Consider the following 20,066-nt stretch of genomic DNA (forward strand, 5'->3'; position numbering starts at 1 on the left):
TGGCCTACTCCACTGCATATAGATAATTGTATATGAAATCTCCGTAATTGAGAAGGCAGGGAATCACATGACAAAGCAAACATTTCTTAAAGGGACATTAATATTGATTGTTGCAGGACTTATTACGCGCGTACTAGGTTTTGTGAATCGAATTGTGGTGGCAAGATTTATCGGGGAAGAAGGCGTGGGACTATATATGATGGCCGTTCCAACCCTTGTCCTGACCATCACCATTACGCAGCTTGGGTTACCTGTTGCCATTTCTAAGTTGGTGGCAGAAGCCGAGGCCCAGGGTAATCATCGTAAAATAAAAAAAATACTGGTCGTTTCCCTGGCAACAACCGGAGCACTCAGCCTTGTCTTCACTCCCGCCATGATTCTCCTCGCTCCGTACCTGTCCAACCACCTGTTCACAGACCCAAGAACCTATTATCCTTTAATGGCCATAGCGCCGGTAGTGCCGATCATTGCCATTTCCTCTGTATTGCGAGGATACTTCCAAGGCAGACAGAACATGAAACCATCGGCCATTTCACAGGTCATCGAGCAAGTTGTAAGAATATCATTGGTAGCAGCCTGTACAAAAGCATTACTACCCTATGGCATCGAATACGCCGCAGCAGGTGCCATGCTATCTGCTGTCGTCGGTGAGCTGATGTCTTTACTGTACATGTTATTCGTTTTTAAAAACAAAAAGGCGTTCCGCTTGCGTGCAAAATTCTTTAATTACGTTGGGGAAGGAAAGGAAACCTTCAGGGATCTGATGAGAATCGCCCTACCTACAACCGGAAGCAGGATGATCGGGTCCATCGCCTGGTTTTTTGAGCCGATAGTCGTCGCACAAAGCTTGGCTATCGCAGGTGTCGCAACCGCCATGGCCACCAAGCAATACGGGGAACTGGTAGGCTTTGCCCTGCCGCTCATGATGTTACCATCCTTTATTACTTATTCCTTATCCACCGCCCTTGTTCCTGCCATAAGTGAAGCAGCTGCCAAAAAAAATAGCATCCTCATTGAGCATCGCCTACAGCAAGCACTGAGACTTTCCTTTGTAACTGGCGGTCTTGCCGTCGTACTCCTTTTTGTTTATGCAGAGCCAATCATGCTACTGATGTATGGCAGCAGCAAAGCAGCTATCTATATTAAAGTGATGGCACCATTCTTTTTGTTCTATTACTTCCAGGGACCCCTCCAGGCAACCCTTCAGGCACTCGACCTTGCAAAGGCAGCCATGATTAACAGCTTTATCGGTGCGGCAGTAAAGACGGCGGTCATCTTCATTCTGGCGAGTAAGCCCGCATTTGGAATCATGGGGGCAGCACTCGGGATCGTCATCGGCATGATGCTCGTCACCTTGTTGCATATGGCAACCATCATGAAGGTCCTCTCCTACTCGCTTTATGTGCGAGATTATATCAAGAGCTTTATTACGATGGGTGTGTGTGTAGCATTTGGTTTGTGGATGCATGACCATCTCTGGCTAAGCCTTGGAGTTGGACAACGGAGCGGGCTGATGATTTTGCTGACCTGCCTATTATATTTGTTGTTATTGCTGATTTTCGGCCTAGTTAAAAGAGATGAGCTCGCCAGGCTACCATTTTTGAAGAAATGGCTGGCGAGGTGAATAGGAGTTTTTATCATGGAATTGATTTTGGGGAATCCGGCTTTTGGGCAGGATTCTCTTTTATTTTGACGGGAACTCGCGGGGGCCATAAGAGGGGGCTTGGCTTTGAGGTGAGCCTGAGTTGGGCGACTTTAGGTATTTTCAGCGTTCGCCCGATTGTACTTTGCTTTCGTCCATAATGTTGAATTTCCGCCCGTTTACAAAAGGGAGATCTAATTCAAAGAAGCGATACCCTCCGCTTTTTTAACCAACCCCCCATCTCCCCCATATCTGCTATTCATCCTTTAGATCGATAAAAAACACACCTTTATCATAGCTACAGAAGGAAATGTTCTTAAGATCCTTGTACCCAAGGGATCTTAATTGCTGCCTAAGCCAAAGGTTTGTTTTGTTGATCTGTTTAAGGTGATCTTCTTGTATGGTTCCGTCCATTATGAGAGGGAGATTTAAAGTACCTTCTTCCTCCTGTTGGTCTTCCACGGACGTTCCTTCCTCTTTCTTTTTCTCAAAAACAGACAGCTTTCCGGAAGGTTCGAGAATGGCAAACTCTACATCTGCCACATTTTTCACATTTTTATCTCTAAGCTGAACAAGCAGGTCGTCAAAGTTATAGCGTTGCTTTTTCATCATGTTTTCATCGATTTTCCCATTGTTGATGATGACACTTGGTTTTCCGTCGATGACATCCCTGATCCGCTGGCTTTTCAAGGAAACATATGCGAGGAGTATTTGTATCCCCATCAGTAAGAACATCGGCAACATAGAATGACTAAGCGGGTCCTTTGGGTTTTCTATAGCCACCACTGCCATTTCGGCAATCATGATGAAGACGACAAGATCTAAGACACTCAGTTCACCAATTTCCCGCTTGCCCATGACACGAAAGATAATGAGGATGATAATATAAAGAAAAATGGTCCTGCCTATTATCAGTATGTAATCTTCCATCATCATTCCCCCTAGACTCACCATAATTAAGCATGATTACTTCTAGTCTTAAACAAAGATGGTTTTTTCATGACATGAAGTCTTTACCAAATTCCGTAGTAACTCCCAGTAAGGCCACTCGTAGAAAATATTTATATTCTATTTGTTTCAACTCGTGAATATGCTTGTATTACTTAGCATGTACCAAGAAAGGGGAAGAATCCAGATGGAATCAAAACGACTTGGATTGGCCATCATGTATGGTCTGATCACCGTTTTTATGTTCGCGATAGGAATCAGTCTTTTATTTTCATTACTCTTACGTTTCACCTCTCTGCAGGAAACCAGTGTCGCCTGGATTATTGTGACATTATCTTTCATCACACTTTTCATCGGAGGCTTTGTGTCTGGAGGGAAAGGAAAGGAAAAGGGGTGGTTGCTTGGGGGAGCAACTGGGGGAGCGTACACGCTGGTCATCTTCCTTTTTCAGTATTTAGGAAACGACTCCTTATTCACCCTACACCAACTACTATTCCATCTTGGGTTTATTGGGACAGCCGCCCTTGGGGGAATTATCGGGGTGAACCTGAGCGGGGGATATGTGTCCAAAGCATAACTATGTTTACTGCATGAAAAAAGAGCATGGTCCCAAGGGATTCATGCTCTTACTTGTACATTAGTCTTGAACTACATCTCTAACCGCTTGGCGGTCGTATGTAAGACGAGATCCGTCTCCTGCTTTGATGACGATTTTGTCCTCATCCAATGCATCCACGATACCGTGTAATCCACCGATTGTAACAACCTTGTCCCCTTTTTGCAGGTTTGTCTGCATGTTACGTACTTGCTTTTGACGCTTTTGTTGTGGGCGAATTAACAAGAAGTAGAAAATAGCAAACATTAATACTAAAGGTAAAATAGCACCAGCCATTCCATCCATGTTGTAACGCCTCCTTTCTCACTAGTCATGTATGGGAAGAGATTTTAGAAGTTTTTCGCATTCGGTTTATTGAATCCATATTTCTCAAAAAACTCTTCTTTGAAGTCCCCCAGACGATCTTCGCGGATCGCTTGTCTGACATCCTCCATTAATTTTACCAGAAAATAAAGGTTATGGTAAGTTGTAAGTCTAATTCCCAAAGTTTCGTCACATTTGATTAGGTGACGGATGTAAGCCCTGGAATAATTTGTGCAAGTATAGCAGTCGCACTCCGGATCCAACGGTCCAAAGTCACGTGCAAATTTTGCATTTTTCACTACCAGGCGCCCTTCACTAGTCATTAATGTCCCATTTCGGGCAATTCTAGTCGGCAGTACGCAGTCAAACATATCAATTCCTCGAATTGCTCCATCAATAAGGGAGTCAGGAGATCCAACTCCCATCAAGTAACGCGGTTTATCCGTCGGCAGCCAAGGTGTCGTAAACTCCAGTGTGCGGTTCATCACGTCTTTTGGCTCTCCAACAGAAAGTCCACCTACTGCATAGCCAGGGAAGTCCATAGAAACAAGATCCTGTGCACTTAGCTTACGGAGATCCTCATACTCCCCACCTTGAACGATACCGAAAAGGCCTTGGTCTTGAGGACGTTGGTGTGCTTCTAAGCAACGCTCTGCCCAGCGGGAGGTTCTCTCCACTGACTTTTTCATGTATTCATGTGTCGCAGGGTATGGCGGGCACTCGTCAAAAGCCATCATGATGTCAGAGCCAAGGTCGTTCTGGATGTGCATCGCTTTCTCTGGCGATAGGAAAAGTTTATCCCCATTCATATGATTCCGGAAGTGGACCCCCTCTTCCTCGATTTTCCGTAGGTCGCTTAAACTGAAGACCTGGAAACCGCCTGAATCTGTCAGGATGGCACGATCCCAGTTCATAAATTTATGAAGGCCACCTGCCTCTTTGACGATCTCGTTACCTGGACGCAGCCATAGGTGGTAGGTGTTGCTCAGGATGATTCCAGCACCCATTGCTTTGACATCTTCAGGGGACATCGTCTTGACCGTTGCAAGTGTTCCCACCGGCATAAATACGGGAGTTTCGAAGCTTCCGTGTGGGGTGTGGACGATGCCTAAACGTGCTCCTGTTTGTTTACATGTTTTGATTAGTTCGTATCTGATTGCTGTCATTGTATTCTCCTTAGGATTTCTATAAAGCATTTCGTTGCTTGGTTAACTCATGTAGATTTCCGTTTCGGGTGTTCGCTAATCCAGAGGAGGTGCTTGAGCCTCCTCTGCTTCGCCTGTGGGTCCCAAGCTACCGTTTCCCCCACAGGACAAGGAAGGCTTCGGAGCGATTCATCCCACGAAGAAAATGCGTTAGCATTTTCGAGGAGTCTCACACCCTGCACTTCAATCTACAGGTAAGCCATCATTACAAAGAAACAGCCTCTTTCAATTTTTAAAGTATCAGCATGGCATCGCCAAAACTGAAGAAGCGGTATCTTTGGTTGACTGCTTCTTCGTAGGCGTGCATGACATTTTCACGACCTGCAAGTGCGCTGACAAGCATGATCAAGGTTGATTTTGGCAAGTGGAAGTTTGTTATCATACCGTCAATGGCAGCAAACCTATAACCTGGGTATATGAATATGTTTGTCCAACCGCTCGCCTCTTTAAACTCACCATGATCACGTGCGATGGTTTCTAGCGTCCGCGTGGAAGTGGTCCCCACCGTGATGATTCTTCCCCCGTTGCTACGCACATCATTCAAAAGTCTTGCAGTACCTTCTGACATCTGATAAAACTCTGCATGCATATCATGCTCTTCTACGGAATCCACACTCACAGGGCGGAATGTCCCAAGTCCTACGTGAAGGGTAATGAAAGCGGTATGTACCCCTTTATCCTTCAATGCTGCTAGTAGTTCTTCTGTAAAATGCAGACCAGCAGTCGGAGCTGCAGCTGAACCTGTTTCTCTTGCAAAAACAGTCTGATAACGGTCACGGTCCTCTAATTGTTCCTTGATATATGGAGGAAGTGGCATTTCACCTAGACTGTCTAACACTTCGTAAAAGATACCTTCATAGCGGAAATCGAGCTTTCTGCCACCATGCTCGCTTTCACCGGTACATACTGCAGTCAGCCTTCCGTCACCGAAGGACACCACAGTGCCTTCTTTTACTCGTTTGGCAGGCTTGATGAGGGTTTCCCATGTGTCGCCTTCAAGCTGCTTTAATAAAAGTACCTCAATCTTTGCTCCGGTTTCACTTTTCACACCAAAAAGTCGAGCCGGCAATACCCTTGTATCATTTAATACGAGGCAATCGCCTTCATTGACGTACTCCAATATGGATCGGAAAGAGGGTTCATGTGTAAGTTTTCCTGTTTCCTTGTTCAGCACCATTAGGCGTGAGGCTTCTCTTTGTTCAAGTGGGGTTTGTGCTATCAGTTCTTCTGGTAAGTGGAAATCAAATAAATCTATCTTCATACTGTCACCTTTTCTTGTTTGCTATCTTTGTATCTCGTTAACTCCTGTATCCTTGCGTTCCAGGGGTTCGCTTACCCAGAGTGGCATGTGCTTGAGCCTCTCACAACGCTTCAGGGGGTCCCAACCTACCGCTATCTCCGCAGGAGTCTCACACCTTGCACTTTAGTCTACAGGTAGAATCTTTTTTCACCTAAAGCGACCAATAAAATAAAACACCAGACTGAGTACGATGCTGATGATGATGGAGGTTACGATAGGGAAGAAGAATGTCATATTCCCTTTTTTCACAACGATGTCTCCCGGTATCTTGCCGACGACTTGCCAGAGCAATCCTACAATTAAAAGTACCGCTCCAACTACCATCAGCATTTTAGGCAGTTCCATTATTCTTTTGGCACCTCCATATTGAAGTGTCGATAGACTAGGTCTGTTACAACGCGACCTCGTGGGGTTCGTTGAAGAAATCCGATTTGAAGAAGGTATGGTTCATAAACATCCTCAATGGTGTGGGATTCCTCACCGATAGTAGCGGCAATGGTGTCCACCCCTACAGGTCCCCCCCGGAACTTTTCGATGATTCCCATCAACAGTTTATGGTCGATATGGTCGAGTCCGAGTTTATCCACCTGCAAGCGATCAAGCGCCTCTTTTGCAAGGGACGCACTAATGGTATCTTTTCCTAATACCTGCGCAAAATCCCTGACACGACGTAGAAGACGGTTGGCGATTCGCGGCGTTCCCCTCGCTCTTCTGCTTATTTCTGTTGCCGCATCCTGTTCTAAGCCTATCTCCAAAATCTGGGCGGTGCGGAGGCAAATCTCGGTAAGCTGTGCTTCGTTATAGTATTCTAATCTGCTAAGGACGCCAAAGCGGTCTCTTAGCGGTGCCGTCAGTAAGCCGACCCTTGTGGTAGCGCCAACAAGTGTGAAAGGAGGAAGATCCAAACGGACAGATTTTGAGGTTGGGCCTTTTCCAATCACTATATCCAAGCAGTAATCCTCCATTGCTGGATAAAGGACCTCCTCTATGGAGCGATGAAGGCGGTGAATTTCATCAATAAACAACACATCTCCAGGCTCAAGGGCAGAAAGGATGGCAGCCAAATCACCTGGGCGTTCAATCGCAGGGCCTGCAGTCGTGCGGAGCTGGACCCCCATTTCATTGGCGATGATCGCAGCAAGCGTCGTTTTACCGAGTCCTGGCGGGCCATAAAGCAGAACATGATCCAACGTTTCCTGGCGCATTTTTGCCGCTTGGATAAATACTTCCAGGTTTTCCTTCACTTTATCTTGACCTATGTACTGCTGAAGCGTCTGTGGTCGTAAGCTGTATTCCAAGGAATGCTCTTCTAGAGTAGCATCTTGTGAAACCATGCGGTCATCCATCATTGGGTTCCCCCTTTCCGGGACAGAATAGTCCCCCATATAAATATACTTCCTAAGAAAACGTCGCTGTTGATTTCCTCCCTGTACTACATTCAACAGCTTAATTAACTAATGATGCAACAGAGACTACTTGAGAAGCAGCTGCAAAGCCTTCTTTACATATTGATCGGTTGTTAAATCTTCCTTTTGCAAAGCAGGTACAACCTTCTTGATTTCCCTATCACCATATCCTAATACCTTCAAAGCTTCCAATGCTTCATCAAGTGCGGTGCTACTCCCACCAGGAACACTGACTTCCACGTCAGGCTGAAACAAATCAGGAAAGGCACTTGGTACTAGATCATTCAATTTGCCTTTCAAATCAAGAATTATCTGCCTAGCTGTTTTCTTTCCGACTCCAGGAAATTTCACCAAGAATTTTTCATCTTCGTTTTCAATGGCATGAACAACTTGTGCCGGCTGTCCGGAAGCCAAAATAGCAAGCGCCCCTTTGGGCCCAATCCCTGTGACATTCAAGAGTTTCATGAACAAGTTCTTATCTTCTCGTGTTTTAAAGCCGTAAAGGGCCAATATATCTTCTCTCACATGTTGATATGTATAAATGGTCACTTCTTTATCCGCATCTACGCGGTAAATGAAAGGATTGGGGGCATTAACTTGATAACCCACTCCCATCACTTCCACCACGACATATTCCGGTGACACATATGCCACAAAACCTTTGATAAAATCAATCAACGTCCAAATACTCCCCTTTATGTTCAACTTCTATTCTCCATTTTACCATGAATAGAACAAACAATCGGCTCAAAAGAAAAAGATAGCATAATTTAATATAATTGTTAAGCATACAACGCTAAAAAAACAGACCAGCAGAGTGCCGGTCTGTCTATTGTTTATTGGTGGTATAAGGCTTGAAGGTTTCAAGCACCTGTACATAGTCATCCTTGTTCACCACTTTAATTCCGCCTTTTAATTGTTCATGCTGGTGGCTTTCCAGCTTGCCGACATCAATTTGGAAAAAGGATTGAATGATCTTGGATGCTTCTGTGGGCTTCCCTTCATAAATAGTCAGAATGCCTTCTTCAGAGATACCGAAATAACCGTTCGACTTCAAGAGTGGGGAGATATCGTCAATATACTGTTGAAACACTACTTGCTCACTATCAAGATCGATGACTTGCCAATCCTCATATTGAGCCCAGAAATCCTCCATTGCCCAAACAGTTTCATCCAGGATCTCTTCACTGACTTCTCCATCCAGATAGATTCGCTCCAAGACGACCTTCAGTGTCAAAGGACCACTTACTTCAAATGCATCCTCCAATACCTCTTCATCTACATATTCATTCTCATCTGCAGCACCTTCAAATGTGGCAAACGTATAAAACAATCCAAACGCGGTTGCAAAAACTGTGACAAGTAAAATCCACTTTTTTAGTATGATGGGTTTCATTGTTACATTGCCCCCTCACATTCTGTTTAGTTTAATTTCTAAGTAATTTGCTAGTCTTATCTTTTTTAGTTTGACCATATTTAGGAATAATAACCATGCAATGTGGATGATTTTTCTAATAATATTGATAAAGAGATAAATCAGATACTAGTTGAATGTAGCGGAAGGTGTGCAGAGAGCGCGCAGAGAGACCCCGCATGGCCGGAGGAGGCTCAAGATCGCCCTCTGGATAAGTGAAGCAGTTTGCGGAAATCAACAGTGGTATGAAACAGATTACTAAAATAATGTATTTTTTCAGTCGCCTTAAGTATTTTGAGAATGCTCCCTAGAAGCGCCTGGAACGGAAGTCAACTGTTTTGCATTTATCATCAAAAAACAGCCTCCATTAATCAGAGGCTGCTCAAAAGGGTTTATCTAGTCATCGTACGTGTAAGTCCACGCATCGTATCATCCAAGTCTCGTAAGTGCCACTCGCCGTCCCTCAGGTCATTATCCACACTTTGGACCGTGTTATAGACACCTTCCTTTGTAGAAATACGTAACTCTTTGTTTTCCACAAGTGGTTTCACAGCACGTTGTACCTCACGCTTTAGATCACTTGTATCTGCATTGTTTTCGGGGTTTACTGCAACGATGACATCATCCCCATTGACAAGGGCACGTGCATTTCTCACTCCATCTACCTGCTCCGCACGCTTTACTAAACGATCGGCTAATCTGCCATCGTAGATATTATAATAAGATGGGTTGCCGACATGATCTATGCCATTCAAGCTTTCGTGATAATTTCTATCTGTACGGCTGAAACGTGGAGTATCATACCCGATGTTCATAAACCCTCTGTTGTCCGTTCTATTTCTTGTTTGTCTGACTCCCTTGTCCTTATTACGTCTTACTCTGTTTTCGTCATAGACAACAGAACGGTCCAGTATTTCATTCAAAGGACCATCATTATCTTCCAGAAGACGGGCATTGCCCCTTTCTTCCGGTTCGCGACGTGTACGGTCATTGTTTACATAAGGATTGTGTTCGCTTGTATAATAACCAATAGGTCTTGTTTCCTGATAATACCTATTGTCTGTTGCACTTTCCTTTTGGCCGCATCCAGCTAGACCGCCAACTAAAAGTGCCGCAGAGGTTACAGTGAATAGTGACTTCCTCAATGTAAAAACCCCCTAACGAGTCAGTTGAGTACAAAAGATGTACTCTCCATTAGGGTGACAAGTTAAGGGGGTTTTTATTTTGTTAGTTCTCTCCAACTTCTTAAAATTTTGGAGGGCTGTATGCCAATTGACGTTTATGTTCCGTGCGTTTATGCATTCTATCAATGATTTGCTTGTCTTTTTCGGGAATTTCCTCACCCTTAAGGTAGCTGTCAATCATATTGTAAGTTGTTCCCATTTCGTTTTCGTCTGTTTGACCTTCCCATAGTCCGGCACTAGGTGGTTTATTAATGATGCTATCCGGTACTCCAAGCACTTTAGCCATTTCACGAACTTCGCCTTTGGTGAAATTCACAAGAGGTACTAAGTCCACTCCGCCATCTCCGTATTTTGTAAAATAACCGGTATGCCATTCAGCAGCATTATCTGTTCCAACTACCAGATACCCATAGTTGTTGGCTACTGCATAAAGAGTGGTCATGCGAAGGCGTGCACGTGTATTAGCATCACCAAGACGGGATGTTTCCTCGTTCCATTCGCCTTTTTCCTTCAATTGTTTTTCCATGGCGGAAAAAAGGACGGTATGTGTTTCAGAAAGATCGATGGTCGTGTGGGATATTCCACAGCTCTCGATTACTTCAAGTGCATATTCTTGGTCTTTAGGGTCACTTTTACACGGCATAATCACACCGAGGGAATCTTCAGGGAATGCTCTTTTGATGAGATGTGCGACGACTGCGGAATCGATTCCTCCACTAACCCCGACAATTGCTCCATTTAATCCTGAATCCTTCACTTTTTCTTGAATCCATTGTACTAACTTGGCAATTTTTTCTTCCATTACGTATTCTTCCCTCCATTTGTCATTATTGATTATTGTATCAGATTGTTGAAATTCGTCAAAAACTGTTTGCGATGATTCCAGGTAGAAATAAAAAAGGAAAGATTCGCATAACTACTTGGTACCCCTTTTTCATCCCTTGTTTGGGAGAATGAATTCCCCTCTCTTAGGATGTCCATTGGAAAAGAAAGCGCCGTCCAACACCATGGATGCTTGTTGAGAAGATCCTCCAAAAAGAAATGCGTTCCAAACAGGGTCCTATCCCATCTAAGGAAAGGCAGAATTCTGCTAGCATACTGAACATAATCCCATTCAGCAGCCCCTATGGAAAGGAGGTCATAATCGATTAAATACACTTTATTATCTGTACTTCGAATAAAATTATGACTTGCGACATCCCCGTGCAGGACTACAGCTTCAGATTCCTTAAAATTGGAAGACAAGGCATCAAGCGCAAGATGACTATAGTATTGAATTTCACTAATTACTCCAGGATTAAACCATTTTGCTAAAAAAGGTACGTTCTGCTCAAATATTTCAATTCGTTTTCTCCACTTTTGCATCGTTGTTTCAACAGGTAGGTCTGGTAGGAGGTCAGGAAAAATCTTTTTGGAATGGTGATGAAAATCCCGGAGAACCATCAACCCATCCATCCTGTCCTCATTCTTCAAATAAGTGAACTTTCTTTTCGCAGAGAGAAAGCGTGTCAGCACCCAATAACGCCCTTGTTCGTTCATCACGTACGTTCCTTGGCCAAACTGCTCATACATAAGACCGTTATGAAAACCGCTTTTATGCAGAAAGCGGCTGAAATGGATGATGGAATCAAGGTTCCCGTATTCATAATAGCCCTTTATAATGTAACTTCCATCATCCGTTTGGATTTTGTAAAGATTATCTTTTATTTTATTGTAGGATTGAATGTTCATATTTGTTTCATGTGCTAAACGGAAGAAAAGACGATTTCGATTGAAATCGTCCCTAAAAGTAGGTTGGTTAGTTTTCATCATCATATTCTGGACCTTCGAAATCCGATCCTTCATTCCGCTCTTCATTAGTGTTTCCATAACCATAGCCTTGTGGATTATAATATCCCGAAGGTGCCATTGGGTAGCCGTAAGGGGCATAGCCATATGGAACATCGCTGCGATAGCCTTGTGGTGCTCCACAGCCACAGTCGCCACCAGAGCTGGTTCCTACTCCTGCTACCTGCTGTTGGTCACCACCCATCGGTCCGAAACCTGAACCGGGAGCAACCGGCCCCATCGGATAGCACGGATAACCGCCCATTCCACCCATCGGACCCATTGGCATTCCTTGTGGCATCATTTGTGGCATTCCCATTCCTTGCATACCTGGCATCATTTGCGGCATTCCCATTCCTTGCATACCTGGCATCATCTGTGGCATTCCCATTCCTTGCATGCCGTTTTGACTCATCTGATCCTGAACACCCATTACTGCGCTTTCCATCTCTTCATTACTCATGTTCGGCATTTGGCCCATTTGTTGCATCTGTTGCATTTGCTGCATCATTTGCTGTTGCATTTGACCATAATCCACGTCTGGGGATTCTTCGCCTTGTTGAACTCCCATTACTTGCGATTCATCCATTCCTTGCATTCCAGGCATCATCCCTGGCATTCCCATTTCTTGCATTCCAGGCATCATCCCCGGCATTCCCATTCCTTGTATTCCAGGCATCATCCCTGGCATTCCCATTCCTTGCATCCCAGGCATCATCCCTGGCACTCCCATTCCCTGCATTCCAGGCATCATTCCTGGCATTCCCATTCCTGGAGCTCCCCAGCCTGGTCCCCAACCATGGTGGTGATGGTGGTGTTTTGGCGGACACGGTGGTGGGCATAATCCGCTACCAGGTAAAACCGGTGAAATTGGATAGCACTCTTCCATATGAGGAGCTGGCTGTTCTACACCCAATACCTGCTCCGGGCTTTCCTCTTTCGGTTTTGGTATGTTCACAGGCATGTTAACATTTGGCATCTTTATGTTCGGCATTTTCATGTTTGGCATTTTGATGTTAGGCATCTTCATGTTCGGCATCTTCTCATTAGGCATTTTTTCATTTGGCATTTTCATGTTCGTCGGCTGTTTCTGAAAGTAATTATTTACTTCCACTTCAGGAAAGTACGGTTTCAGCTGAGGCATCTTAGGTGTGTATGGTGTTTTCGGAGCCTCTTTAACCGGTTGTTCTTTCACTGCAGGCTTTTTCGGCATTTCCTTATAGGGATGCTGCGCTTTCGGTGCCTGTACTCCCATCACTTGCTTTGGTGCTTCCTTCGTCACACCCATCACTTGGCTTTCTTTCTTGACAGGTACCCCTGCCATCGGCACTTTTATTTTCATTCCAGGCATAATCATGTCAGGATTGCTTAATTGTGAATTCGATTTCTTTAGCTCTTCGAAATTCACGTTATATTTCTGGGCAATCTTCCACAAAGTATCCCCTTTTTGGACAATATGGATTTTCAAGGATTTTCCCTCCTTAGCAAAGTCTCTACAGTCTATGAGTTGTGTAGGCATTTTGCCACTATTCTTCACATCAACATATGCGTGAAAAAGGAAGTTTATGATAAAAAACATGGACACCGCAGGGAAAAAAGATATTTTCCCTGCGGCGCCCATTTTTATTTTTTGCTATATTTTCTAACGTAGCTTTTCTTGAGAAGACCCTACTAACGAAGAACTTTTTAATAAAGTTCATGCCAAATGGAGGTGAGTCGATGTCAAAATGCCTCGAGTTCGTGCCAAAACACACCGAGTTGATGCCAAAACTTATTTTCGCAGCTGTTACGCACCTTTGCTCTCAACACAACAACAAAGTACACATAATGCATCCAGCAGCCCACTACCTAAGCACAGAAATTCTCAGGCATGTTCTAGCATTTTGTCCAAGGCAGAAATGGCGTGGTCTGCTATTTCTTTTTCTACAGTGATGCGATTGATGACCTTTCCTTTTTCAATGGATTCTAATGCCCATAATAGGTGAGGAAGGTCGATTCGATTCATGGTGAGACATGGGCACATGTTAGGGTTGAGCGATACAATGTCCTTGTCCGGATGCTGCTGGATGATTCTGTTCACCAGATTCATTTCGGTACCGATTGCCCATTTGCTTCCAGCGGGCGCTTTTTCGATTGTTTCTATGATATATTTCGTACTGCCTGCAAGGTCGCTTTGCTGCACCACTTCCCACGTGCATTCCGGATGGACGATTATGTTCATGTCAGGCTTCTCTGCTCTTAGCTCGGCAATATTGGCGAGCGTGAACTTTTCATGGACGGAACAATGGCCTTTCCAGAGGATGACCTTAACATTTGATGGGTCACCTTCGTATTCTAATTTGTCTGTAATCGGATTCCAAACAGCCATTTCATCAAGAGGAATGCCTAGATCATAGGCTGTATTTCTCCCAAGGTGTTGATCTGGCAAAAATAAGATTCTTTCCTTTTGGGTAAATGCCCACTTTACCATTTTGTGCGCATTCGATGAGGTGACGGTTGCCCCTCCTCTTTTTCCGCAAAATGCCTTGATGGCAGCCGTCGAGTTTACATAGGTGAGCGGCAGCACCGTATCGCCAAAAACCTGCTCCAACTCTATCCATGCACGTTCGGTCTGATGGATGTCTGCCATGTCAGCCATGGAACAGCCTGCACGCATATCCGGCAAAACCACCACCTGATCTTGATTTGTAAGGATATCCGCAGTTTCCGCCATAAAGTGAACGCCACAAAAAACAATATTGGACGCTGTTGTCTCAGCAGCTGCTTGAGCCAACTGAAGGGAATCCCCCGTAGCATCCGCAAATTCAATCACTTCATCCTTCTGGTAATGATGGCCCGGTATAAAGAGGTCAGTTCCCATTCTTTCTTTTATTGCCTTTACTTTCGTTTTCATTTCCCCTATTGACATATCATGATATTTTGTGGGCAACATCCCGTTGTCTTTTTTCACTAATTCTAATATATTCACCCTGTTAAACCCCTTTCATCCCAACATTAAAACTTATATCCAGCGCTCGTGCAGAATGGGTAAGGTAGCCGAGCGATATATAATCGACACCTGTTTCACGGTAGGAAGCGATAGTGCTAAGATTGATCCCACCAGACGCTTCCGTAACGATATGCTTTGGTACATGTTGGATGTATTCTTTTATCTCTTCAGGTGTACGGTTATCAAACATGATGACGTCCACTCCAGCTTCCACTGCTTCCTGCACCTGTGCCAGTGTTTCTGTTTCGACTTCGATTTTGATCATATGGCCAATTTTCTCGCGCACTCGTTTTACCGCTTCTGTGATGCTACCGGCAAATTCGATGTGATTGTCTTTAATCATTACCCCGTCATATAATCCAAATCGGTGGTTATATCCCCCACCGCAAGTGACAGCATACTTTTCTATCATTCTTAATCCAGGTGTCGTTTTTCTAGTATCACAGACTTTTGAATGGTCACTTGAAAGGGTGGATACAGCTTCTGCAGTCAATGTGGCGATTCCGCTAAGTCGCTGAATCAGATTCAGGGATACACGTTCTGCACCTAAAAGTGCCCTCATGCTTCCTTCCACCGTTCCGATGACTTCCCCTTTTTCCATCCGCTCACCATCTTTTTTATAAAGGGTCACCGCAATGTTGGAATCAAGCATAGCAAATGCCTCTTGTATCACTTGTTGACCGACAAATACCCCATTCTCTTTCGATAGGAATGTCCCTCTCCCTTTTTCCTCTTTTTGAAATAGAACGTCGGAAGTGACATCCCTTTCTCCCATATCTTCTTTAAAAAAACCACGCAGCATCTCTTGCAGCATGATGGTATTCATTTGACTCCCTCTCCTTTAGCCCTGATTTTTTCTCTGTATGAATAATTCTGACCTTTCTCCACGCATCATGGGACACAGGATAGTCAGATCGATAATGCGCCCCCCTGCTTTCCTGTCTTTGGAGTGCGGATTCTGTTATAAGGAAACTTAATTGAAGCATATGAATTATTTCTAAAACTTCCATTTCAAAGATTTCTGTAAAATGATGAACCGCCTGCCAATATGGCTGATAGGTTAGCAGCCAATTTCTCAATTCGGTCAATCCATCCTCATGCCGGACAATACCAGCATGCTTCATCATCATTTGCTGGATGTCTGATTTACTTGGAAGTGGCACTGCCCTTTGTTGCAACAGGTCTAAATCTCTTGTCATCATGGTGCTTCGGTTCCATGGCACGTCTTGATTGGAAGGCTCCCTTTTCAGAAGATGCTCTGCAAGCGTTTTGGAAAAGACAATGGTCTCTAATAAGGAGTTGCTCGCCAATCTATTAGCCCCATGTACTCCATTACAAGCAGCCTCCCCAACAGCATATAGTCCAGGCAAAGTCGTATCACCATGGATGGTCGTTTGAATACCCCCCATATAAAAGTGGGCGCCAGGGACTACTGGAATAAGCTTTGTCTTCAGGTTGATGCCATGGTTCGTGCAAAGGTTGGTTATGGCAGGAAACCGCTCTTCGAACTTATCCACTCCATCAATATTTAGATAAACTTTTTCCCCTTGCTCCAGTTCATGAAAAATTGCCCTTGAGACAACATCTCTAGGTGCCAGGTCCTTAAGTGGGTGGGTCGATTTCATGAAACGGTCACCCTTACCATTTTGGAGATAAGCACCTTCCCCCCGCACCGCTTCCGAAATCAGCCCAACCACTTTTCCTTCCACAGAGAGCATGGTCGGATGAAACTGCATAAACTCCAAATCTGTCAGTGCAGCACCTGCTTGATACGCAAGGGACAGGGCCATCCCGTTGATACTTTCATTATTGGATGTGTATGGATAGAGCGCTCCTGCCCCGCCTGTAGCAAGCACCACATAAGAAGCAAAATAATTCGTTCTTTCTCCGTTAAGATTAAATGTCTGCACACCACAACAGCTATTGTTTTCGACTAAAATCTTGATAACGGTTTCATGTTCCACCACCAGGACCTTCTCAGATAGTGTTGATTGCAGCCACTCCATCAATTCCTTTCCGGTCTGGTCTCCGCCTGCATGGAGGATGCGGCGTTTTGAATGGGCACCCTCCAACCCAAGCATATAATCGCCATGGCCATTTTTATCAAATTGCATGCCTTTTTGAATGAGGTGCTGCAATTCAGCCGGCCCCATCTTCGTCAGAACCTCCACCGCATCTTCTTCGTTATGGTAGCAGCCAGCCGAAAGTGTATCCTCATAATGTAGTTTCCATGAATCTGTATGTTCGATGGCACAAGCAACCCCGCCTTGTGCAAGAAAAGAATTATTATCTTTTTTACTTGACTTTGTGAAAATAATCACATTCATGTGCTCACTTAAATAATTTGCAGTCAGCAAAGCAGACAATCCGCTTCCAACTACAATGACATTTGGTCGTAAAATAGACACAAAAAAACCTCCTGTGTATATAAGTGTCTTGACACCTATATTTACATATTTTTATACTGATGACAAGAGATTTTTTCAAAGACTAGAAGATCGCTAGATGAACTGGTTTAGCACACTTCAATCGAGAAGGAGATTTACTGATGATATATTTGGATTATGCCGCAACTACTCCTATGAGCAAAGAAGCCTTAGAGGCCTACCAACAGGTTGCACGCCAATATTACGGCAACAGCAGCAGTTTGCATGATTACGGCTCCGCTTCTACCAACCTTCTTGAAACATGCAGATCCGAGCTTGCCCGGATGATTTCCGGAAAAGCAGAGGGAATCTATTTTACAAGTGGCGGAAGTGAAGCAAACTATCTGGGAATCCGCTCCCTCCTAAAAGGAAATGAACAGAAAGGAAAGCATCTCATCACAACCCAAACCGAGCATGCTTCCATTCACGCTCTATGCAAGACACTCGAAAAAGAAGGCTATGACGTAACATGGCTACCTGTGGACGAAAATGGCATCATCGCATTATCTCAGTTAAAAGCGGCATTGAGGGAAGATACATGCCTCGTTTCCATCCACCATGCCAATTCGGAAACTGGTATCCTGCAACCACTTGAAGCAATAGGCTCTCTATTAAAAGAGAAAAACATCCTCTTTCATAGCGATTGTGTACAGACTTTTGGTAAAATACCTATAGATGTGGAAAAGTTCCACCTGACAAGCCTGTCCCTCTCCGCCCATAAAATTTATGGTCCAAAGGGCGTGGGTGCACTATATATTGATCCAAAGGCAACTTGGAAGTCACCATACGAAGAGGCCAGTCATGAAAAGGGAATGCGTCCAGGAACCGTGGATGTTCCTGCAATTGCCTCCTTTTTGACCGCCGCACAGGCGTTGGAACCATTGCTGAAGGATTTGAGAGAAAAATATGAAATGCTTCGGATCTTTTTCTTGAGACAGATCCAAAAGGCCTGGCTACCAATATCCGTAGAAGGCGAGCATACCAACGGGTTGCCACATATACTCGGTCTTAGGATCACAGGATTGGAAGGGCAGCATGTGATGTTGGAGTGCAACAGAAAAGGCATCGCGATTTCTACAGGAAGTGCGTGCCAGGTTGGTTCCCAATCCCCCTCCCGCACCATGCTAGCCACTGGCAAAACAGATGACCAAGCACGAGAATTCATTCGCATCTCATTTGGAAAACACACAACTATCAAAGATCTGGAGCTTGCGGTGCAGGCCTTAAAAGAAATCATAGAAGAACAGATGAAAAGGAGCGGCTGATTAATGACCCAAGAAAAGAAAGTCCTAGGGGAAGAGCGAAGAAACCTGCTGTTGCATTGGCTGCAAACGGAAGACAAGCCGCTGACCGGCGGAGAATTGGCTGGACGGACCAATGTAAGCAGACAGGTAATCGTTCAGGACATCTCCCTTTTGAAAGCTAAAAACGAACCGATCCTGGCAACAAGCCAAGGCTACGTCTATATGAAACCTTTCGGAGAGCAGGTGAAAAAGGAGCGCATCATCGTTTCCTTCCATGAACCCCATCGCACGAAAGAAGAGCTGTATATCTTAGTCGATCATGGCGTAACCGTGAAAGACGTGCGAATCGAACATCCGGTCTATGGCGACTTAAATGCATCGGTGATGGTATCGAGCCGTGCAGAAGTCGATGCTTTCATACGTAAAATAAAACAGACGAAGGCATCCTACCTTTCCCAACTGACAGATGGGACGCACCTGCATACGATTGAAGCGGATTCGGACGAGAAGTTGGATGCAGCATGCGCAGCATTGAAAGATGCCGGGATGATTGTGGAATAGGTCAAATCCTTTTACCAGAGCCAAAGACAACGCTACTATTCCAAAACAAAAGCCTGTCTGGAATGCACCAACACGCATTCCAGACAGGCCTTTTCATTTTTCATTTCAATAAATAACTATTATATCTCCCCAACACTTTCACGGAACACCCAAGCGCCTCCAGCTCCTCGATGGCCGGCGAAATGAGCGGATGGTCCATTGCCTCATTCACATCAATGATGAAAAAATAATTACCCAAACCCGTTTTCATCGGACGTGATTCAATTTTGGATAGGTTTAGTTTTCTCCACGCAAACACAGACAACACTTGGTGTAATGCACCTGATTGATCGGTCGGAAGCGTCACCATCATGGTGGTCTTCTCCCCTGCGCTTTTATATTCTTCATTATATAAGTTTACCGTATCATCACGATGGAGAATGATGAATTTGGTATGATTGTTGTCATAATCATGGATGTTTTCCTGAAGGATTTTCAGGTTGTATTCCTTTGCGGCAAGCGCATTGGCGATACACGCAGCCTTTTGGGAAACCCTGTGATCGGAAATCAATTTAGCTGCTGCGGCCGTCGATGATGTTGTTTCATAAACTGCATTCGGGTATTTCTTATGTAAAAATTTATGGCACTGAGCAATCGCATGCGAGTGGGAGTAAATTACTTCCAACTCATCGCCACTATGAACAGTTTCAGGGTGTACCAAAAGATGCTGGCTGATGGGGATTGTCAATTCTCCTACTATCGGAAGAGGGCAATCATGAATCAGATAATCTAGCGTTACATTGACAGACCCTTCAATCGCATTTTCAAGCGGTACAACCGCAAACTCAACCTCCCCTTCCAACACCGCATCCATACATTCCGGGATTGTGGAAAAAGCCTTTTTACTAGCTTCTGGAAAAAATCTTGTCACGGCCATATCGGTAAACGTTGCTTTCGGCCCTAAAAATCCAATTCTTTGTTGTGATGGTGTCATTCTCTCTACTCCCCTATCTAAACTATGC

At 44.5% G+C, this 20,066-nt stretch carries 20 protein-coding genes; 4 read left to right on the forward strand and 16 right to left on the reverse strand.

Annotated features, from left to right (window positions below; genetic code table 11):
- Positions 1 to 67: 67 nt before the first annotated feature.
- Complete coding sequence (gene spoVB, locus MKY77_RS17280) at positions 68 to 1,624, forward strand: stage V sporulation protein B (protein WP_339147022.1); 1,557 nt, start codon at positions 68 to 70, stop codon at positions 1,622 to 1,624.
- Between the two features lie 273 nt (positions 1,625 to 1,897).
- Here spoVB and MKY77_RS17285 read toward each other — a convergent pair whose 3' ends face one another.
- Positions 1,898 to 2,572, reverse strand: coding sequence for a DUF421 domain-containing protein (locus tag MKY77_RS17285; RefSeq protein WP_339147023.1), 675 nt, complete (start codon positions 2,570 to 2,572; stop codon positions 1,898 to 1,900).
- A gap of 205 nt (positions 2,573 to 2,777) precedes the next feature.
- On the opposite strand from MKY77_RS17285, the gene MKY77_RS17290 reads away from it, so the two are divergent.
- Entirely contained in the window at positions 2,778 to 3,167 is a 390-nt protein-coding gene (locus tag MKY77_RS17290; protein WP_237663677.1) for a TIGR04086 family membrane protein, read from the forward strand.
- Positions 3,168 to 3,227: 60 nt separating this feature from the next.
- Here MKY77_RS17290 and yajC read toward each other — a convergent pair whose 3' ends face one another.
- The 14 genes from yajC to nadB all read right to left on the reverse strand — a co-directional run bounded on the left by yajC (position 3,228) and on the right by nadB (position 17,236).
- On the reverse strand, positions 3,228 to 3,491 hold the full coding sequence (gene yajC / locus MKY77_RS17295) for a preprotein translocase subunit YajC (RefSeq protein ID WP_339147024.1): 264 nt from the start codon (positions 3,489 to 3,491) through the stop codon (positions 3,228 to 3,230).
- Positions 3,492 to 3,535: 44 nt separating this feature from the next.
- Positions 3,536 to 4,675 carry a tRNA guanosine(34) transglycosylase Tgt gene (tgt, locus tag MKY77_RS17300; RefSeq protein WP_010195974.1) on the reverse strand — a complete coding sequence of 380 codons (1,140 nt, stop codon included), beginning with the start codon at positions 4,673 to 4,675 and terminating at the stop codon, positions 3,536 to 3,538.
- A 271-nt stretch (positions 4,676 to 4,946) separates the two neighbouring features.
- Positions 4,947 to 5,975 (reverse strand): tRNA preQ1(34) S-adenosylmethionine ribosyltransferase-isomerase QueA, encoded by a 1,029-nt coding sequence (gene queA / locus MKY77_RS17305; protein WP_339147025.1) that lies wholly within the window; start codon positions 5,973 to 5,975, stop codon positions 4,947 to 4,949.
- A 186-nt stretch (positions 5,976 to 6,161) separates the two neighbouring features.
- A complete protein-coding gene (locus MKY77_RS17310) occupies positions 6,162 to 6,362 on the reverse strand; it encodes a DUF2905 domain-containing protein (protein ID WP_339149851.1) in 201 nt (66 codons plus the stop codon).
- A complete protein-coding gene (gene ruvB, locus MKY77_RS17315; protein ID WP_339149852.1) occupies positions 6,359 to 7,360 on the reverse strand; it encodes a Holliday junction branch migration DNA helicase RuvB in 1,002 nt (333 codons plus the stop codon). Before ruvB ends, MKY77_RS17310 begins: the two co-directional genes overlap by 4 nt.
- A gap of 126 nt (positions 7,361 to 7,486) precedes the next feature.
- A complete protein-coding gene (gene ruvA, locus MKY77_RS17320; protein WP_339147026.1) occupies positions 7,487 to 8,098 on the reverse strand; it encodes a Holliday junction branch migration protein RuvA in 612 nt (203 codons plus the stop codon).
- Positions 8,099 to 8,249: 151 nt separating this feature from the next.
- Complete coding sequence (locus MKY77_RS17325; RefSeq protein ID WP_339147027.1) at positions 8,250 to 8,816, reverse strand: intercompartmental signaling factor BofC; 567 nt, start codon at positions 8,814 to 8,816, stop codon at positions 8,250 to 8,252.
- A gap of 410 nt (positions 8,817 to 9,226) precedes the next feature.
- Positions 9,227 to 9,979: a YhcN/YlaJ family sporulation lipoprotein gene (locus MKY77_RS17330; RefSeq protein WP_339147028.1), complete on the reverse strand. Its 753-nt coding sequence runs from the start codon at positions 9,977 to 9,979 to the stop codon at positions 9,227 to 9,229.
- 100 nt (positions 9,980 to 10,079) lie between these two features.
- On the reverse strand, positions 10,080 to 10,820 hold the full coding sequence (nadE, locus tag MKY77_RS17335) for an NAD(+) synthase (RefSeq protein ID WP_339147029.1): 741 nt from the start codon (positions 10,818 to 10,820) through the stop codon (positions 10,080 to 10,082).
- A 32-nt stretch (positions 10,821 to 10,852) separates the two neighbouring features.
- The gene (locus MKY77_RS17340) at positions 10,853 to 11,833 is read right to left on the reverse strand and encodes a hypothetical protein (RefSeq protein WP_339147030.1); all 981 of its coding nucleotides are present in this window, start codon (positions 11,831 to 11,833) and stop codon (positions 10,853 to 10,855) included.
- Entirely contained in the window at positions 11,817 to 13,313 is a 1,497-nt protein-coding gene (gene safA, locus MKY77_RS17345) for a SafA/ExsA family spore coat assembly protein (protein WP_339147031.1), read from the reverse strand. Before safA ends, MKY77_RS17340 begins: the two co-directional genes overlap by 17 nt.
- Before the next feature lie 396 nt (positions 13,314 to 13,709).
- On the reverse strand, positions 13,710 to 14,813 hold the full coding sequence (gene nadA / locus MKY77_RS17350) for a quinolinate synthase NadA (RefSeq protein WP_339147032.1): 1,104 nt from the start codon (positions 14,811 to 14,813) through the stop codon (positions 13,710 to 13,712).
- 4 nt (positions 14,814 to 14,817) lie between these two features.
- Positions 14,818 to 15,660 (reverse strand): carboxylating nicotinate-nucleotide diphosphorylase, encoded by an 843-nt coding sequence (gene nadC / locus MKY77_RS17355; protein ID WP_339147033.1) that lies wholly within the window; start codon positions 15,658 to 15,660, stop codon positions 14,818 to 14,820.
- On the reverse strand, positions 15,617 to 17,236 hold the full coding sequence (gene nadB, locus MKY77_RS17360) for an L-aspartate oxidase (protein WP_339149853.1): 1,620 nt from the start codon (positions 17,234 to 17,236) through the stop codon (positions 15,617 to 15,619). The genes nadC and nadB overlap by 44 nt, the downstream gene beginning before the upstream one ends.
- 143 nt (positions 17,237 to 17,379) lie before the next feature.
- On the opposite strand from nadB, the gene MKY77_RS17365 reads away from it, so the two are divergent.
- Both MKY77_RS17365 and MKY77_RS17370 read left to right on the forward strand, forming a co-directional pair.
- A complete protein-coding gene (locus MKY77_RS17365; protein ID WP_339149854.1) occupies positions 17,380 to 18,525 on the forward strand; it encodes an IscS subfamily cysteine desulfurase in 1,146 nt (381 codons plus the stop codon).
- 3 nt (positions 18,526 to 18,528) lie between these two features.
- The gene (locus MKY77_RS17370; RefSeq protein WP_237663666.1) at positions 18,529 to 19,065 is read left to right on the forward strand and encodes a transcription repressor NadR; all 537 of its coding nucleotides are present in this window, start codon (positions 18,529 to 18,531) and stop codon (positions 19,063 to 19,065) included.
- A gap of 100 nt (positions 19,066 to 19,165) precedes the next feature.
- Here the strand turns inward: MKY77_RS17370 and pheA are convergent, their stop codons facing one another.
- Positions 19,166 to 20,038, reverse strand: a complete 873-nt coding sequence (gene pheA, locus MKY77_RS17375; protein WP_339147034.1) for a prephenate dehydratase — start codon at positions 20,036 to 20,038, stop codon at positions 19,166 to 19,168.
- Positions 20,039 to 20,066 lie beyond the last annotated feature (28 nt).

Source organism: Sutcliffiella sp. FSL R7-0096, assembly GCF_038595065.1.
In the GTDB taxonomy this organism is placed as follows: domain Bacteria; phylum Bacillota; class Bacilli; order Bacillales; family Bacillaceae_I; genus Sutcliffiella_A.

Excerpts from the sequence above, each read along its gene's own strand:
- spoVB (WP_339147022.1), top strand. The coding sequence starts at position 68 with ATGACAAAGCAAACATTTCTTAAAGGGACATTAATATTGATTGTTGCA.
- MKY77_RS17285 (WP_339147023.1), bottom strand. The coding sequence starts at position 2,572 with ATGGAAGATTACATACTGATAATAGGCAGGACCATTTTTCTTTATATT.
- MKY77_RS17290 (WP_237663677.1), top strand. The coding sequence starts at position 2,778 with ATGGAATCAAAACGACTTGGATTGGCCATCATGTATGGTCTGATCACC.
- yajC (WP_339147024.1), bottom strand. The coding sequence starts at position 3,491 with ATGGATGGAATGGCTGGTGCTATTTTACCTTTAGTATTAATGTTTGCT.
- tgt (WP_010195974.1), bottom strand. The coding sequence starts at position 4,675 with ATGACAGCAATCAGATACGAACTAATCAAAACATGTAAACAAACAGGA.
- queA (WP_339147025.1), bottom strand. The coding sequence starts at position 5,975 with ATGAAGATAGATTTATTTGATTTCCACTTACCAGAAGAACTGATAGCA.
- ruvB (WP_339149852.1), bottom strand. The coding sequence starts at position 7,360 with ATGGATGACCGCATGGTTTCACAAGATGCTACTCTAGAAGAGCATTCC.
- MKY77_RS17325 (WP_339147027.1), bottom strand. The coding sequence starts at position 8,816 with ATGAAACCCATCATACTAAAAAAGTGGATTTTACTTGTCACAGTTTTT.
- nadE (WP_339147029.1), bottom strand. The coding sequence starts at position 10,820 with ATGGAAGAAAAAATTGCCAAGTTAGTACAATGGATTCAAGAAAAAGTG.
- MKY77_RS17340 (WP_339147030.1), bottom strand. The coding sequence starts at position 11,833 with ATGATGATGAAAACTAACCAACCTACTTTTAGGGACGATTTCAATCGA.
- nadC (WP_339147033.1), bottom strand. The coding sequence starts at position 15,660 with ATGAATACCATCATGCTGCAAGAGATGCTGCGTGGTTTTTTTAAAGAA.
- MKY77_RS17370 (WP_237663666.1), top strand. The coding sequence starts at position 18,529 with ATGACCCAAGAAAAGAAAGTCCTAGGGGAAGAGCGAAGAAACCTGCTG.
- pheA (WP_339147034.1), bottom strand. The coding sequence starts at position 20,038 with ATGACACCATCACAACAAAGAATTGGATTTTTAGGGCCGAAAGCAACG.